15 protein-coding genes are annotated in these 14,136 nt (G+C 69.5%); 2 read left to right on the top strand and 13 right to left on the bottom strand.

What is annotated here, in order from left to right; translation table 11 throughout:
• From ACFYXB_RS41110 to ACFYXB_RS41075, 8 genes are all read right to left on the bottom strand, one after another.
• On the bottom strand, positions 1 to 242 hold a 242-nt coding region (locus tag ACFYXB_RS41110; protein ID WP_389590234.1), incomplete at its 3' end, for a helix-turn-helix domain-containing protein.
• The gene (locus ACFYXB_RS41105) at positions 239 to 814 is read right to left on the bottom strand and encodes an IS607 family transposase (RefSeq protein ID WP_389590232.1); all 576 of its coding nucleotides are present in this window, start codon (positions 812 to 814) and stop codon (positions 239 to 241) included. The genes ACFYXB_RS41105 and ACFYXB_RS41110, both read right to left, overlap by 4 nt.
• Positions 815 to 1,209: 395 nt before the next feature.
• Positions 1,210 to 1,371 (bottom strand): hypothetical protein, encoded by a 162-nt coding sequence (locus ACFYXB_RS41100; protein ID WP_389590230.1) that lies wholly within the window; start codon positions 1,369 to 1,371, stop codon positions 1,210 to 1,212.
• 140 nt (positions 1,372 to 1,511) lie between these two features.
• Positions 1,512 to 2,414: a 3-hydroxyacyl-CoA dehydrogenase gene (locus tag ACFYXB_RS41095; RefSeq protein ID WP_389590228.1), complete on the bottom strand. Its 903-nt coding sequence runs from the start codon at positions 2,412 to 2,414 to the stop codon at positions 1,512 to 1,514.
• The gene (locus ACFYXB_RS41090; protein WP_389590226.1) at positions 2,411 to 3,397 is read right to left on the bottom strand and encodes a 3-hydroxyacyl-CoA dehydrogenase NAD-binding domain-containing protein; all 987 of its coding nucleotides are present in this window, start codon (positions 3,395 to 3,397) and stop codon (positions 2,411 to 2,413) included. Before ACFYXB_RS41090 ends, ACFYXB_RS41095 begins: the two co-directional genes overlap by 4 nt.
• 74 nt (positions 3,398 to 3,471) lie before the next feature.
• Positions 3,472 to 4,254: a crotonase/enoyl-CoA hydratase family protein gene (locus ACFYXB_RS41085; protein WP_389590224.1), complete on the bottom strand. Its 783-nt coding sequence runs from the start codon at positions 4,252 to 4,254 to the stop codon at positions 3,472 to 3,474.
• Positions 4,251 to 5,483 carry a CoA transferase gene (locus ACFYXB_RS41080; RefSeq protein ID WP_351361454.1) on the bottom strand — a complete coding sequence of 411 codons (1,233 nt, stop codon included), beginning with the start codon at positions 5,481 to 5,483 and terminating at the stop codon, positions 4,251 to 4,253. The genes ACFYXB_RS41085 and ACFYXB_RS41080 overlap by 4 nt, the downstream gene beginning before the upstream one ends.
• Positions 5,484 to 5,488: 5 nt before the next feature.
• Positions 5,489 to 6,715, bottom strand: coding sequence for an acyl-CoA dehydrogenase family protein (locus ACFYXB_RS41075; protein ID WP_389590222.1), 1,227 nt, complete (start codon positions 6,713 to 6,715; stop codon positions 5,489 to 5,491).
• 725 nt (positions 6,716 to 7,440) lie between these two features.
• Between ACFYXB_RS41075 and ACFYXB_RS41070 the strand changes: the two genes are divergently transcribed.
• The gene (locus ACFYXB_RS41070) at positions 7,441 to 8,199 is read left to right on the top strand and encodes a hypothetical protein (protein WP_389590221.1); all 759 of its coding nucleotides are present in this window, start codon (positions 7,441 to 7,443) and stop codon (positions 8,197 to 8,199) included.
• Between the two features lie 76 nt (positions 8,200 to 8,275).
• Positions 8,276 to 8,974, top strand: coding sequence for a hypothetical protein (locus ACFYXB_RS41065; protein ID WP_389590219.1), 699 nt, complete (start codon positions 8,276 to 8,278; stop codon positions 8,972 to 8,974).
• A 106-nt stretch (positions 8,975 to 9,080) separates the two neighbouring features.
• Here the strand turns inward: ACFYXB_RS41065 and ACFYXB_RS41060 are convergent, their stop codons facing one another.
• The 5 genes from ACFYXB_RS41060 to ACFYXB_RS41040 all read right to left on the bottom strand — a co-directional run bounded on the left by ACFYXB_RS41060 (position 9,081) and on the right by ACFYXB_RS41040 (position 14,133).
• Positions 9,081 to 9,878 (bottom strand): hypothetical protein, encoded by a 798-nt coding sequence (locus tag ACFYXB_RS41060; RefSeq protein WP_389590217.1) that lies wholly within the window; start codon positions 9,876 to 9,878, stop codon positions 9,081 to 9,083.
• Between the two features lie 55 nt (positions 9,879 to 9,933).
• Positions 9,934 to 10,392: a hypothetical protein gene (locus ACFYXB_RS41055; RefSeq protein ID WP_388506801.1), complete on the bottom strand. Its 459-nt coding sequence runs from the start codon at positions 10,390 to 10,392 to the stop codon at positions 9,934 to 9,936.
• 71 nt (positions 10,393 to 10,463) lie between these two features.
• Positions 10,464 to 11,741: an MCE family protein gene (locus tag ACFYXB_RS41050; RefSeq protein ID WP_389590215.1), complete on the bottom strand. Its 1,278-nt coding sequence runs from the start codon at positions 11,739 to 11,741 to the stop codon at positions 10,464 to 10,466.
• Positions 11,738 to 13,033, bottom strand: coding sequence for an MCE family protein (locus ACFYXB_RS41045; protein WP_389590213.1), 1,296 nt, complete (start codon positions 13,031 to 13,033; stop codon positions 11,738 to 11,740). The genes ACFYXB_RS41050 and ACFYXB_RS41045 overlap by 4 nt, the downstream gene beginning before the upstream one ends.
• The gene (locus tag ACFYXB_RS41040; RefSeq protein ID WP_389590244.1) at positions 13,030 to 14,133 is read right to left on the bottom strand and encodes an MCE family protein; all 1,104 of its coding nucleotides are present in this window, start codon (positions 14,131 to 14,133) and stop codon (positions 13,030 to 13,032) included. Before ACFYXB_RS41040 ends, ACFYXB_RS41045 begins: the two co-directional genes overlap by 4 nt.
• Positions 14,134 to 14,136: the final 3 nt, after the last annotated feature.

Raw genomic sequence — 14,136 nt, 5'->3', positions numbered from 1 at the left:
GCCTTGCGCAGCGCGGGCAGCGACCATGGCCGCCACTGCGTCAACTGGTCGGCGCCGATGCCGTAGGACTCCTCCGCGCGGCGCTGCCACCACGACGCCGACACCCAGCCCACAGCCCAGTTGTAGGCCGCGCGCGCCGCACCGCAGTGCGAGCGCAACGCGGCTTCCTGGGTGGCGTTCGGATCCAGGGCGAACCTGAACGCCTGCACCACGAACCCGGCCTGCGGCTGGAACTTCTTCACTCGGCGCCCCCACCGGTCGCCACGGCCACCGCGCGGGCGGCACGGTTCTTCGCCGCACGCCGCCCGTACAGGCGCGCGCACATCGAGGTCAGCACCTCGGTGATGTCCCGCACCAGGTCGTCGGTGGTCTCGGCGGGGTCCAGGACCACCAGGCGCCGCCCGGACGCCGACAGCACGGCATCCAGGTGCTCGACGCCGAACCGGGCCAGCCGGTCGCGGTGCTCGACCACGATCACGGCCGCGCCCGGGTCGGACAGGAGCCGGTGCAGTTTGCGGCGGCGCCCGTTGAGGCCGGATCCGATCTCGGTGACGACCTCGGCGACCGGCAGGCCCAGCGCGGTCGCGCCCTGGACGACGCGGGACACCTGCCGGTCGAGCTCGGTCTTCTGGTCGGCGGACGAGACGCGGCAGTACGCCACGACCTTGCCTGACGGTTCCGTCGCAGGCTCGGCGATCAGCCACGTACCGGACGGCGTCTGGACGACCGGGACCGGCATACGGCCCTCTTTCGCCCAGGTCCACGCGGTCTGGTAGTGCACACCATTGCGTGCCGCCCACTCGGAAAGCTTCACGAGATCACGATACACGCTGAGAAAGGCTGATACTCACTGATGAATAATGGAGCAGTTCGAACCCTCTTCGCGTACAGATCGACATTCGGCTGGGACTTCCCCCGTAGGGCCCCTGCGTCGGAAACACGCTCCACCGTCCCACCGCAAGCCCCTGAGTGACGTCTAGACAAATCGGCATCGCACACTCAGTCAGAAGGTGACTCTCACAGTTATCTCGCAACGACTCTCGCACCGAGATACAAAGCCAGCCGATCGACGCCGATGGTGCGCCCCCCTGTTTCCTCCCCTGTTCGTGTCGCGGAGTTCTCGCCGAGCACTGCGGCAGACTACGGACTTCCAGGACAACGTGTGATGCAAGGCGGCGAGGAGGCGCGCTCCGGCCGATCCGACCAGTGTCACAGCGACGCCTCAACCACCTGCCGCAGAACCGGAGTGCGCCGCTGGTAACGCTCCGTCAGACCTTCGAGCTGCTCGACGAACGTCACCTTCGTGCAGGCCCGGCAGTCGCAGTACGGGCGCCGTACCGATACGTCGATGACCGCCGGACGGCCGGCCACCGCTTCATCCGCGACGTGCCGCACGTACCGGGAATGCACCGGCTGCGACACCCGCCCACACCCGGACAAGCCTGCGGCACATCATCTCTCGTCAAAGCCGTGATGCGCAGAACCTCTCCGCCGGCCTCCACCTTCCGAAACTACCCGGCCTCGGTCGACAGCACGGCTCTGGTGATGCCGGTGAGGTTGCCCTGCAGGACGAGGATCTCCCTCCGGTTCGATCCGTCGAGATCGGCCGCGTAGACGTTCCCGGCCAGGTCGGTCACGTACATGCGGCCCTCGTCAGGGTCGAGGGCGAGGCCGATGCCTTCCATCAGGTGGGTCAACAGGATCTCGGGCGTCCGGCGACCGTGCGGCGGGTCCATCGGTGAGCGGTTCACGGTGTTGCCCCGTGGCGGGTCCCCGCGATCCGTCCAGTACAGCACGCGCTCCGTGAGGTCGAGCTCCAGGTCGATGGGCTCCGGCAGCCCCTCGAACAGCACCTCGATGTCGCCGCGACCAGCCGCGCTCTCCCCGGCGGGCAGGTCGATTCCGGTCCGCAGGATCTTCCCGAGTCCCGCGTCGCTCGGGCCCTTCTGTGTCCAGTAGAGGTGTCCGCCGACAGGGTCGACGGTGACTCCCACGCACCACTTGGTCTCGTCGCGGCGGTCGTCGTCTCCCTCTCCCGTCTGCACGAGGGTCTCGACGTTGGAGCCGTCGAGGTTGCAGCGCATCACGCGCATGCCCTCGCGATCACCCCAGTACAGCTTCCGGCCGACGGCGTCGAAGTGGAGCTGTTTCGGCGTGTGCGTGGCCCCGCTGGGGACGATCGTCGTGCGGTTGCTTCCGTCCAGGTCAACGCGTTCGATCGAGCCGTCGTTGTCCGACGGAATGCCCATGTTCGTCCAGTAGATGTGCCCGGCCACGGTATCGACGGCGACCCCGTCGGGAATCCGGCACCCGGTGAAGAGGACCTTCTTTTCGGTGCCGTCGGTGTTCACGGAGAACAGTCGACCGCCACTGCTGGCCTCGAGCACGAACAGTCTTTCCTGGCGCTGCGTCACGATCCCTCTTTCACGGGGCGACCGGCCGCGGCGCTCGAGCCGGACGGGTCGTGCTCGGCGCGCACGGCCAGCAGGGCCGAGAGCATCGTGTCCCGCCGAGCTGCCAGCTCGTCGACCGAGTGGCCGTCCGCCTCCTCAAGGACGCCGCGCACGATCTTCTCCTCGAGCTCGGGCGTGAACTCGGGGGTGCCCAGTTCTTGCCACGAGGCGACCATCCGCGGCATGAGGGTGTCCATGAAGTGCTGGATGCCACCCTCTCCTCCGCCGAGATGCCACAGCAGATGGGGGCCCATGACGCCCCACCTGAGTCCCGGCCCCCAGGAAACCGCGTCGTCGGAGTCGGCGACGTCGAGCACTCCCTGATCGACCAGATGGACGACCTCGCGATACAGCGCGGCCTGGATGCGGTTGGCGACGTGCCCGGGGAGCTCCTTCTTGAGGTGAATCGGTTTCTTGCCGATCGCGGCGTAGAACGACATCGCGCCCTGGATGGTCTCCGGCGCGGTCCTCGTCCCGCCGACGACCTCGACCAGCGGAATGATGTGCGGCGGATTGAAGGGATGCCCGATGACGGTTCGCTCCGGATGCCGGCACTCGGCCTGGATGACGCTCATCGTGATGCCCGACGAACTGGACGCGATGATCACGTCGGGCTCCGTGGCGTCGTCGATGTCGGCGAACAGCTTCACCTTGAGTTCTGGGCGCTCAGGCGCGTTCTCCTGTACGAAATCGGCGTCCGCGACGGCCTGCCGCATGTCGGTGGTGAAGCTCAGGCGATCGGGCGAGCCTCCGGGCGCGAGCCCGAGCGCGGCCGCCGCGGCCCACGCGTTGTCCACGTACGACCGCAGGGCCGCCTCAGCGCCGGGGCCGGGGTCGGTGGCCGTGACGTCGAAGCCCCGGGCAAGGTAGTGCGTCGCCCAGCTCGCACCGATGGTGCCTGTGCCGACGATCGCCACGCGGTGAACGGGTCTGTGTGCATTCATGGCTGGTCATGGCTCCTGGAAGGGGAGGTCGGACATGGGCTGTGGCGGAGGGGACGCGGCTGGCGTGGCCGGCATCAGCGGCTGTGCCAGACGGGAGCGCGCTTCTCGGTGAACGCCCGTGCGCCTTCCTGCGCGTCTTCGCTGGTGGCCAGCCCGCTGGTGAGCTCGTCCTGGCGTCTGAACGCGTCGCTCTCGTTCAGGCCCTGCGTTTCACGCAGGACCTCCTTGACGGCCGCCAGTGCGAGCGGTGCGTTCCGCGCCACGCGCCCCGCCAACTCCCGGGCCCCGTCCAGCGCGGCGCCTGGTGGGGTCAGCTCATGGATGAGCCCGTACTCCTTGCCTTCGGCGGCGGTCAGCGGCTCGCCCGTGAGCAGTACGCGCACGGCGACGTGGTAAGGAAGACGGCGCGGCAGCCTGACCAGTCCACCCTCTGCCGCTACGAGACCACGCGTGACCTCGGGAAACCCGAACCGGGCGTCCTCCGCGGCGACGATCAGGTCGCAGGAGAGCACCAGCTCGAAGCCGCCGCCGAGTGCCCAGCCCTCGACGGCGGCGATCAACGGCTTGCGCACCACGGCGCGGGTGAGCCCGCCCAGTCCGCGGCCCGGCAGCAGCGGCAACTCGCCCCTGGCGAACGCCTTCAGGTCCATGCCCGCGCTGAACACCCCGCCTGCGCCCGTGAGTACGCCGACCGAGAGCTCCGGGTCCGCGTCGAGCAGGTCCACGGCCGCCGCGAGCTGTACCGCGACCTCGTGGTCGATGGCGTTCTTCTGCGCCGGGCGGTCGATGGTGATGGTCAGCACGCTGTCGCGGCGCTCGTGGAGCACCAGGCCGGTTGCTTCGGACGCCGTGTTCATCGCGGTGCCTCCGCTTCGGTCGTGCCGGGGATCGCTCCCTGGGCGCGCAGCTCGGCGATCTCGGCGGGGCTGAATCCCAGCTGGGCGAGGATCTCGTCGTTGTGCTCGGCCAGGTCGGGTGCCCGCTTGGCCGGCACCTTCGGCACTCCTCGCAGGTTGACCGGGCTGTTGATGGTGTACTCCAGCCCGCTGACCCCTTCCAGGGGTACGACGATGTCGTTCGCGCGCAGCTGCGGATCCTGCGCGGCCTCCTCCGGTGTCTGAATGAGGCTGTAGGTGACGCGTTCCCGGGCCAGGGCGTCCTTCCAGTGGGCGAAGGGCCGCGAGCGGAACTCGGCGTCGAGCAGCTCGGCCAGCGCGGCGGAGTTCTTGACGAAGCCCTCGATGTCCGCGAAACGGGGATCCTCGAGCAGCTCGGGATGCCCGATGGCCCGCGTCAGTCCCGGCCAGTGCGGGGGTGAGGCGACCAGCATGAGCCACTCGTCGTCCGCGGTCCGGTAGGGGTTGATCAGCGGGTTCGCCGGCGCCTTCCGGTCGTGCAGCTCGAACGGCGTGCCGCCGGCGAGCGCGCCCGCCACGAGCGTTCCCGTGGCCCAGACGCCCGCGGCGAGCAGCGACGTCCCGACACTGGCCCCCTGTCCCGTCCGCTCACGGCGGTACAGGGCGGTCACGATCGCCGCGTAGATGGCGATCGCCGACATGTAGTCGCCGCTGCCCCAGACCGGCACCGTGGGCGGGGCTCCCGCGTCCCGGGTGGAGGCCAGCAGCCCGCTGCGTGACCAGGCGGCGGTCAGGTCGAAGCCCGGCTGCCCGGCGTCGGGGCCGGCATCCCCGAAGCCCGTGATGTCGGCGTAGACGACTGTCGGGTTCCAGCCCGAGACCTCTTCGTAGCCGAGGTGCAGCTTCTCGCGCGTGCCGTGCGGGAAGTTGGTGATCACAACGTCGGCCCATTCGACGAGGCGTCTGAGGACCGTGGTGGCCGCCGGCGTCTTCAGGTTGATCACCATGCCGCGCTTGTTGCGATTGGCGAGGTGCCAGCTGTAGTTGGCCTGTGCTTGGGGACTGGGCGGCACGGAGCTCAGCCGCCGCTGGGGGTCGCCCTGTCCCGGCGGTTCGATCTTGATGACGTCCGCTCCGAAGTCGGAGAGCACGGTGGCCGCCGCCGGTCCCGCGATGAAGCTCGACGCGTCAAGGACCTTCAGGCCGGTGAAGACGGATTCGGTGGTCATCGCCGTCACCGCACGAAGGCGCTCAGGCCGCCGGTCACGGCACGTCCGACGATGAGGGTCTGGATCTCCCGCGTGCCCTCGTAGGAGTAGAGGGCTTCGGCGTCGGCGACGAAGCGGCCGACCTTGTAGTCGAGGACGATGCCGTTGCCGGCCAACAGCTCCCGCGCCCACCCCACGTTCTCGCGCATCCGCACGGTGCAGTAGGCCTTCGCCAGCGCGGACTGCTCGTCCCGGTAGACCCCGGCGTCCTGCAACTGCGCCAGGCGCGTCACCATCCCGCACGAGGCCGTGGCGTTGCCCAGCATCTTCACCAGCAGGTCCTGCACGAGCTGGAAACCCCCGATCGGGCGCCCGAACTGCTCGCGTTCCTTCGCGTACTGCAGGGCGATCTCGTAGGCGCCGAACATCACGCCCACCGACTGCCACGCCACCCCACTGCGCGTCCGGCGCAGGATCTCGGCGGTGTCCTTGAACGAGTTCGCGTTCTGCAACCGGTTGGCCTCCGGAACACGGCAGCCGTCGAGCACGATGTCGGCGTTCTGCACGATCCGCAGCGCCATCTTGTTCTCGATCTTCGTCGCGGTGAACCCGGGCGTGTCCTTCTCCACGACGAAGCCCAGCACATGCTGCGTCTCGACATCGCGGGCCCACACGACGACCACGTCAGCGAACGTCGCATTGCCGATCCACCGCTTGGCTCCGTCGAGGATCCATCCGTCGCCGTCGCGGCGCGCGGTCGTGCGCAGGCCGCCGGCCACGTCGGAGCCGCCGTGCGGCTCGGTCAACGCGAAGGCGCCGATCTTCTCGAAGCGGCTCATCGCCGGCAGCCACCGCTGCTTTTGTTCGTCGGAGCCGAAGGTGAGAATGCTGCCGATGGCCAGGCCCGAGTGCACGCCGAAGAACGTGGCCAAGGACGCGTCGGCGTGCCCGAACTCCAGCGCCATGAAGCCCGCGAGGAGGTTGCTCGGCCTGGATTCCGCGGAGTCGGGGTCGGCCCAGTCGATCAGGCCCAGCTTCCCGAAGCCCTCGACCAGTTGGAAGGGGAAGTCGGCCCGGGCCCAGTAGTCGTCCACGATCGGGGCGGCCTGCGTGCGGAGGAACTCGCGCACGGACTCGATCTTCTCCCGCTCCCTGTCCGACAGCAGTTCCTCGTAGGCGTAGAAGTCGGCGGGCAGCAGCCCTTCGTCCAGGTAGGGACCGGACGGTGTCGGCAGGGTCGTTGTGCCGCTCATCGAATTCTCCCTCAAGCTCTGTGGGGCATGGCTGGGAAGGCCGCGCCCGTAAGCGCTGTCTTTGCTCGACGTTTGGATTCTCCGGGGCGATTGAACGCGGATCCGGAATCGGTCCCCCGGAGCCGCGCCGCCCAGGGGCGCAGTTGTCGCCACGGACCACCCCACTGGCCCGTTGCGGCCGGGTGCGGGAGTGACCCCGCTCGGGGTCCGCGCCGGTGTCCCTGGCGTCGGGGTCGGTGTCCCGGTGACGCTCGCCCTGACCGACCTCGCCACCCACGCCCAACCTCGGCGGGACCGCGATCGGAACGGGCCTCAACGCCCGGCCCGGACACCAGGAGCTGACGGTTGCCCACCTGCGTCAACTCACCGGGATCCCGACCCTCGACTCCGTTCTGGCCGAGGCCACCCAGGAGGGCGGCGGCCGCGGCGGGGGTTCGTACTGCTGCCGGTTGAGCGAGCACAAGCGCGTATTGGCGTGTGTGAGTGTCTGCTGGTGCTGGCGGCGAGGCGCTCGACAGCTTCGGAGTTCAGTGAACGGGAGTTTGTGTGTCGAACGCGTGACCTTTGAGGACGGGGCTCGTTGGGTGCGGTGACGGGATCTTCTATGCCGGGTGGGGGTGAAGGGGTGGGCGAGCTGCGGGAGGTCGCGGCGTCGTTTGTGGTGCCCGGCCCGTCGGGGGTGGCGATCCGGGCGCGGCTGCGGGTGTCGGAGGCGGGCGGCGGCCGTGTTGGCCGAGGTCGGTACGTTCCTCGGCGAGCTGGCGTCGCGGGATCTCGCGGTGCGCTCCCGGGAGGGGCTGGCCCATGAAACCGCCATGTGGGCTGTTCGGAAGCGGGAGTTGACCGGGTGCTCGTCGGCGCGGTGGGCGGGCAGCATCACCAAGGCCACGCATGACCAGTGGGCGCTGGCCCGGCGCGGCCAGGTCGCCCACATGATGGGGCTGCGCGGGCAGGTCACCGCGATCGAGGCCCGGCTGGCCCGCCCGCTGGGCACCAAGGCGAACAAACGCGAAGGGCTGGTGCGCGGGTACGGCTCGCGGGCGGAGTGGCACGCCAAGGCCCGGCGCCTGCACGCCCTGCGGGAGCGGTTGGCCGGCCTGGAGGCGGACTGGGCGGCGGGCCGGGTGCACGTGGTGCGCGGCGGCACGCAACTTGCCCACCTGCGCCACAACCTGGACCAGGCAGGGCTGGACGAGCAGGCGTGGCGGGAGCGGTGGCAGGCCGCGCGGATGTTCCTGACCGCTGACGGGGAGTCCGGCAAGCGCTTCGGCAACGAGACCATACGCATCACCGACACCGGACAAGTCTCGATCAGGCTCCCGGCCGCGCTTGGTCATCTGGCCAACGCCCCGCACGGCCGGTATCTGCTCGATGCGACCGCCAAGTTCCAGCACCGGGGCGAGGATGGTGCGACCGGATCATGGGGAACCGGGCGGTGGCCTACCGCATCCACCACGACGTGGCGAGGGGCCGTTGGTATGTGACCGCCTGCTGGCAGCGCGCCCCCGTTCCGGTCCTGCCGCTGGAGGCAGCCCTCGCCCGTGGGTGGTAGCGGTGGACATGAACGATGACCACCTTGCCGTCTGGCGCCTGGACACCCACGGCAACCCGGTCGGCGAGCCCCGGCGCTTCTTCTACGACCTGTCGGGCAGCACGCAGCACCGCGACGCCCAGATCCGGCACGCCCTCAGCCGGCTGCTGCACCACACCCGCCGCAGTGGGGCCGCCGCGATCGCGATCGAGGACCTCGATTTCGCCGCGGGCAGGACGCGGGAGAAGCACGGCCGCAGGAAACGCTTCCGCCGTCTGATCTCCCGCTTCCCCAACGCACGGCTGAAGGCCCGGCTGGTGGCCATGGCGGCCGACCAGGACATGGCGATCGTCGCGGTGGACCCGGCCTACACCTCGAAGTGGGGCGCCCAGCGCTGGCAGAGGCCGCTGACCACTCCCCAGCGCAAGACAACTCGCCACGACGTGGCAGCCGTGGCGATCGGAAGGCGCGCCCTCGGGCACCCGATCCGGCGACGGACGGCACCGCCCCGTGCCGACCAGAGCGATCGTTACGGGCATCGGACCGCCCAGGCCAGACCGCAGCCCCGGCGGCGTGAGGAAACCCGCCCCCGCATTCCCGGACCACGCACCAGATGCGTGCCGCCCGGCAGCGGAGCGAAAGCGGGCGACCAGCGTGCCCAACACCGTTCGGAGCACGCGGCTGAGCAGCAGTCCTGGCAACAGGACTCACTCCCGCTCAGTCTTTAGGAACGGTAAGCGCGGCGATCCACGGAGCGACCCAACTGGTCCTTCCGCCTGCCCAGTTGGTCATGCGGCGGTTCGAAGCATCAGGGGCTCCGGGGAGAAGCAGATGTCAGAGCGCGTCCACGCCGCTCACCTTCCAGCCGTCGGACGTGCGGGTCAGCGTCATCCGCACCCGGTTCAGGTCGACGCGGGAGCCCGAGACCTGGGTGCTTGTGGTCACCTGGTTGACGAAGAGGAGGACCACAGCACGGTCCGGTGACGCCGAGATCACGGAGGCCGCCGGGGAGCCGCCGGTGGGCTGCGCGACCGTTGCCTTCACCACCCCGTGGTATTTCCTGGCCGTCGGTCCGACCACCGTAGTGGTGGTCTTGCGGTACTCGTCGCGGAAGTGTCCGGTGAGCCGGGTACGGGCTGTTGCGAAGTCGCGGTCCAGGTGCCGGTAGTCGTACGACAGGACGACGGGTGCCGACTGCCGCGCGGCCGTGAGTGCCTGCCCGCGTGCCTGATCGGCCCGTAGGCCCTCCCGGTACCGCCACCCGAGCATGGCGGCCGCTACCAGGCCCGTCACGAGCAGGACGCAGAGGACTGTGGTGAGCAGGCGCCGCCTACCGCGCCGCGTCGCCGTACCGGGGCCCGGCTCGCCCTCCCTCTGCGGCGCGTCCCCCTCGAAGGAATCCGGCGAGGGCTCGGGCGGGTCGTCCCAGCCGTCCTCCTGCGGGGCCTCGATGAGGATGGTGCGGCCGGAGTGCTGCGCCTCGGGACGCGTCGGGGCGTCCTCGTCGATGTCGGTCGACCTCGGCTGGTGGTGGCCGCGCTCCGCGCGTTTGGTCGCCGCGCGGGCGGCCGCGGTCATGGTGCGCCGGGTGCCGGGACCGGAGCCGCTGCCTCGGGTGGTCGTTGTCGCCACGGTCTTCCTCCTCATGTGCTCATGTCCTCATGGGTGGTAGGGCGGTCAGGCGCCGTCACCCGACGAACTCGACGTCCGCGGTCAGCCAGCGGCCGTCCCGGTGCACCAGGTCGAGCTGCAGCCGATAGGTTCGCGCCTCGCCCTTGGGCGCGGCGGTGTTGGTCACCTTGCTGTCGGCGACCACCAGGACGCGGGCCGAGTGCGCGTCGGAGCGGACGATGCCCGCGTCGAGGACCTGGCCCTCGGACACGGACTTGTTCGCGGCGACGAGCTTGGTCAGCTGTTCGGTCTGCGCGGCGAACTGCTTCTTGAAGTCGCCGGTGGCGCCCTTGAGGACGTTCGCGCTGTCCCGGTCGTAGTGCCGGTAGTCGAGCGAGGTGAAGTTCAGCGCCGACTGGCGGGCCGCGGCCAGGATGTCCTGGCGGCGCTGCTCCGTCTCGTGCTGGTCGTAGAGGCTGAGGCTCAGCCAGATGGTCAGTGCGGTGGTGAGGACGGTCGCCACGGCGAGTCCCATCGACCAGGCCCTGCCCGACCAGGCCTTGATCGACCATGACCTGCCCGACAGGGCCCTGCTCATGACCTGGCTCATGCCATCGGTCCGACTAGCAGCCATTGCCACGACTCCTTTCCGAACACCGCCTGTTGGCCGCCCGTCGAGCCGATCTCGACGGGTCTTCCGTCCGGGCCGGTCGCGGTGCCGGTCTCCGGGTCGTACGGCGTGATGTACGCCGTCTGGTTCGCGCCACCGGAAGCGGTCGACGCGCCGGGGGCGTTCTGCGCGCCCCGTACCGACGTCGTGCTTCCGCGCGGGGCCGTACAGCGCGCGTCGGTGTTCGCCTCACGCGTGCTCGTGTCCGAGGGGTCGCGCCGTGTCGTCCCGTACCCCTGGGTGCACGGCGGCGGGTCGTCGGCGTTCACCACCAGGCCGAAGTGGGTGGTGTCGTCGCCCGGGACGACCGTGTAGCTGCCCGCGACCAGCGCCGGGAAGGTGACCAGGGACTGCTCCACGCCGGGCAGGCGGGCCAGCGTGACCTGGCCGCCGCTGATCAGATTGGCCAGCAGGACCGACAGCCGTGGCCCGGTGGACTTCAGCAGCGAGTTCACCTGCTGCGCGGCCGGCGTCGCGTTGCCGATCAGCTTGCGCAGGTCCCCGTCGCTCGACTTCAGCTGTGCGCTGAGCGCCGCCAGATCGTGCGCGAACGACTTGATGGACGAGCCTTGGTCGGCCTGCGTCTTGAGGACCTTCCGCGAGTCCTCGATGAGCGAGATCGTCTGGGGGAGTGACTGGGACGCCGACTCCACGAGCGCGTTTCCCGAATCCACCAGGCGGCTCAGGTTCGGACCTGTGCCGGAGAAGGCCTTGCCCAACTCGTCGACGGTGACCCGCAGGTCGTCCTTGTCGACCGAGTTCACCAGTCTGTCCAGGCTGAGGATCAGGTCTGTGGTGGGCAGCGGCACGCGGGTGCTGCTGCGCGGGATGGCGCTGCCGTCGAGGAGATACGGTCCGCCCGACCTGCGCGGCTGCAGGTCGACGTACTGCTCGCCCACCGCCGAACGGTTCGCCACTACAGCGAGGGTGTCCGCCGGGATGCGCGGCGCGCCGTCCTTGATGGCGAGGGAGACCGAGACCCCGTCGGAACCGGTCAGCCGCAGCGTGCCGACGCGGCCCACCGGCACCCCCCGGTAGGTGACCTCGGCGCCAGGGAAAATGCCCCCGGAGTCGGCGAAGTCCGCCTGCACGGTGTAGCCGCGGCCCAGGACCTGGTCCACCAGGCCCGTGTATTCGGCGCCGACGTACGACACCCCGACGGCGGTGACGGTGGCGAAGGCGAGGAGTTGGGCCTTGACCGTAGGTGTGATCACGGCTGGACCCCCTTCAGCATCAGTTCCGCGAGCGCAAGGTTTATCCCCTCGGGCAGGTCCGCGTCGGTTGTGTCGGTCGTGTAGCTGCTGGTGCACACCGGCGGGCACAGCGGACCGCCGCCGCCCGACGGGACCGACGGGGTGGGTGGGACGGAGGGGGACGGCAAACTCGGTGTGCTCGGCAGCGCGGTGGGTGTCGGAACGCTCGGCAAGTCGGGGAGATGCGGTACGTCGGGAGTGTCGGGAGTTTCGGGCTTCTCGGAATCGCCTTTGCCCCGGCCGGAGTTGCCGCTCGTCAGATTCCCGTAGAGGTCCGACAGATCGAGGTCGGCCGTGATGTCGAGGTTGACGTAGTCCCCCTTGACGGCGTCCACCGCGTTGCGCGGGAACGGGTAAGTGGTCAGCAGTTCAAGGGAGTTGGGCAGATCGTTGCCTGCCTTGTTGAGCTGTTGCAGGATCGGCCTGAGCTGTTTGAGGTTCGCGACCGTGTCGTCGTGCGAGGCGTTGACCACCTTGGTGCCCGTCTTGCCCAGCTCGGACAGGGCGGTGAGCATCCTCGTCAGATCGCGCCGTTGGTCGGCGAGGACCTTCAGGGCGGGCGGCATCGTGTCGACGGCCTGGGCGATCGTCTTCTTCTCCTTGCCGAGCCGCCCCGCCAGCCGGTCGACGGCCTTGAGGGCGTGGACGATGTCCTTGCGCTGGTCGTCCAGACCGCCGATGAACGTGTTCAGCTCCTTGAGTAGCGACCTGACCCGGTTCTCCCTGCCGTTCAGGGCCTTGTTCAGTTCCACGGTGATCGTCTTGAGCTGGGCCACTCCGCCGCCGTTGAGGAGCGCGGACAGTGCGGACAGCACCTCCTCGATCTCCGGATTGCGGCCGCTGTGGGACAGCGGGATGCGGTCGCCGTCGCCGAGCCGGCCCACAGGGGCGGTGCCGGTCGGGGTGGAGAGCGCGACGTACTTCTCGCCGAGCATGCTGGTCTGCCGCAGCTCGGCGACCGCGTTGGCGGGCAGCTTCACCGAGTCGGCGACCCGCAGCCGTACGCGCGCGTGCCAGCCGTTCAGCTCCACCTTCTCGACCGCGCCCACGGTGACGTTGTTGACTTTCACCGCCGATTGCGGCACCAGGTCGAGAACGTCGCGGAACTCGACGGTGACGTGGTAGGCGTGGCCGTCGGCGGCGGCTCCGCCGGGAAGCTGGACGTCGTACCAGCCGTTGAACTCGCAGCCGGACAGCAGCAGAGAGCCGGCCGCGGCCCATGCGACCGCCCCGACCTTGCGTAGTGCGCTCATGCGCTCGCCCCCAGAATTCCGCCGAGCGTGCGGTCGACCGTTCCCGTCACCGCGGAGCCCTCAGGCACCTTCGGCAGGGAGTCGAAGAGGTCCTTCAGCTCCTTGCAGTCTGGGTTCTTGCCGCCTTCGTCGCCCGTCGTCCTTAGTACGGAGCACAGCAGCGAGGCCGGATCCTGTGCCTGCTGCACGTTGTTGCGGGTGTCGAGGGTGCCCGCGGACGGGTTGTAGGCGTTGTTCAGGTTCGACAGACCCGTGGGAGCGACCTCCAACAGCTCGGCCAGCGCGGCCCGTTGGGTGACGAGCACCTTGGTCACCTTGCTGAGGCCCTGCACGTTCGAGGTCAGCGACTTCTTGTTGTTCTTCACGAAGGCGGAGACATCGCCGAGCGCCGTCCCCAGGTTCTTGAGCGCGTCCGCGAGATCCTTGCGCTCGCCCGCGAGCTGCTCGGCGACCTTGGCGAGGCTGGTGTTGAAGGACCGCACGCTCTGGTCGTCGGCGGCCAGCGCTGCCGTGAACACCTGTAGGTTGCGTACCGTGCCGAAGAGATCCCTGCGGCCGTCGGACAGTGTGGTGACGGCCTGTGAGAGGTCCTCGACCGTCTGGTTGAGGTTGTTGCCCTGGCCGTCGAGGTTGTCCGCGCTCACCCCGAGCAGCCGTGACAGTGAGCCGTCCTGGTTGGCGCCCTGGGGGCCGAGCGCGTCGGCCGTCGTGTGCAGACTGTCGAAGATGCGGTCCAGTTCGACCGGCACGGCCGTGCGTGTCTCGGGGATGACAGCACCGTCCTGTAGCACCGGGCCCTTCCGGTACACCGGCAGCAGCTGCACATAACGGTCGCTGACCACCGAGGAGTTGATGATCGCGGCCTTGGCGTCCGCCGGGACCTTGCGGCCTTGGTCGTACTTCAGCTCCACCCGGACCCGGTCGCCCTCGGGCGTGATCTTCTCGACCTCGCCGATCCGGACGCCGAGGACGCGGACGTCCGAGCCGGGGTAGATGCCGACGGTGCGAGGGAAGTAAGCGGTGACGTGCACGGACTCGGAGCGCGGCCACAGCACGTAGGTGAGCGTGGCGACGAGGGCGAGTGCGGTGACCACGGCCATGCG

Source organism: Streptomyces sp. NPDC002619 (assembly GCF_042889305.1).
Taxonomy (GTDB): Bacteria; Actinomycetota; Actinomycetes; order Streptomycetales; family Streptomycetaceae; genus Streptomyces.
The sequence above is the reverse complement of the archived record's forward strand: the minus strand, read 5'-3'. Positions and strand labels throughout refer to the sequence as shown.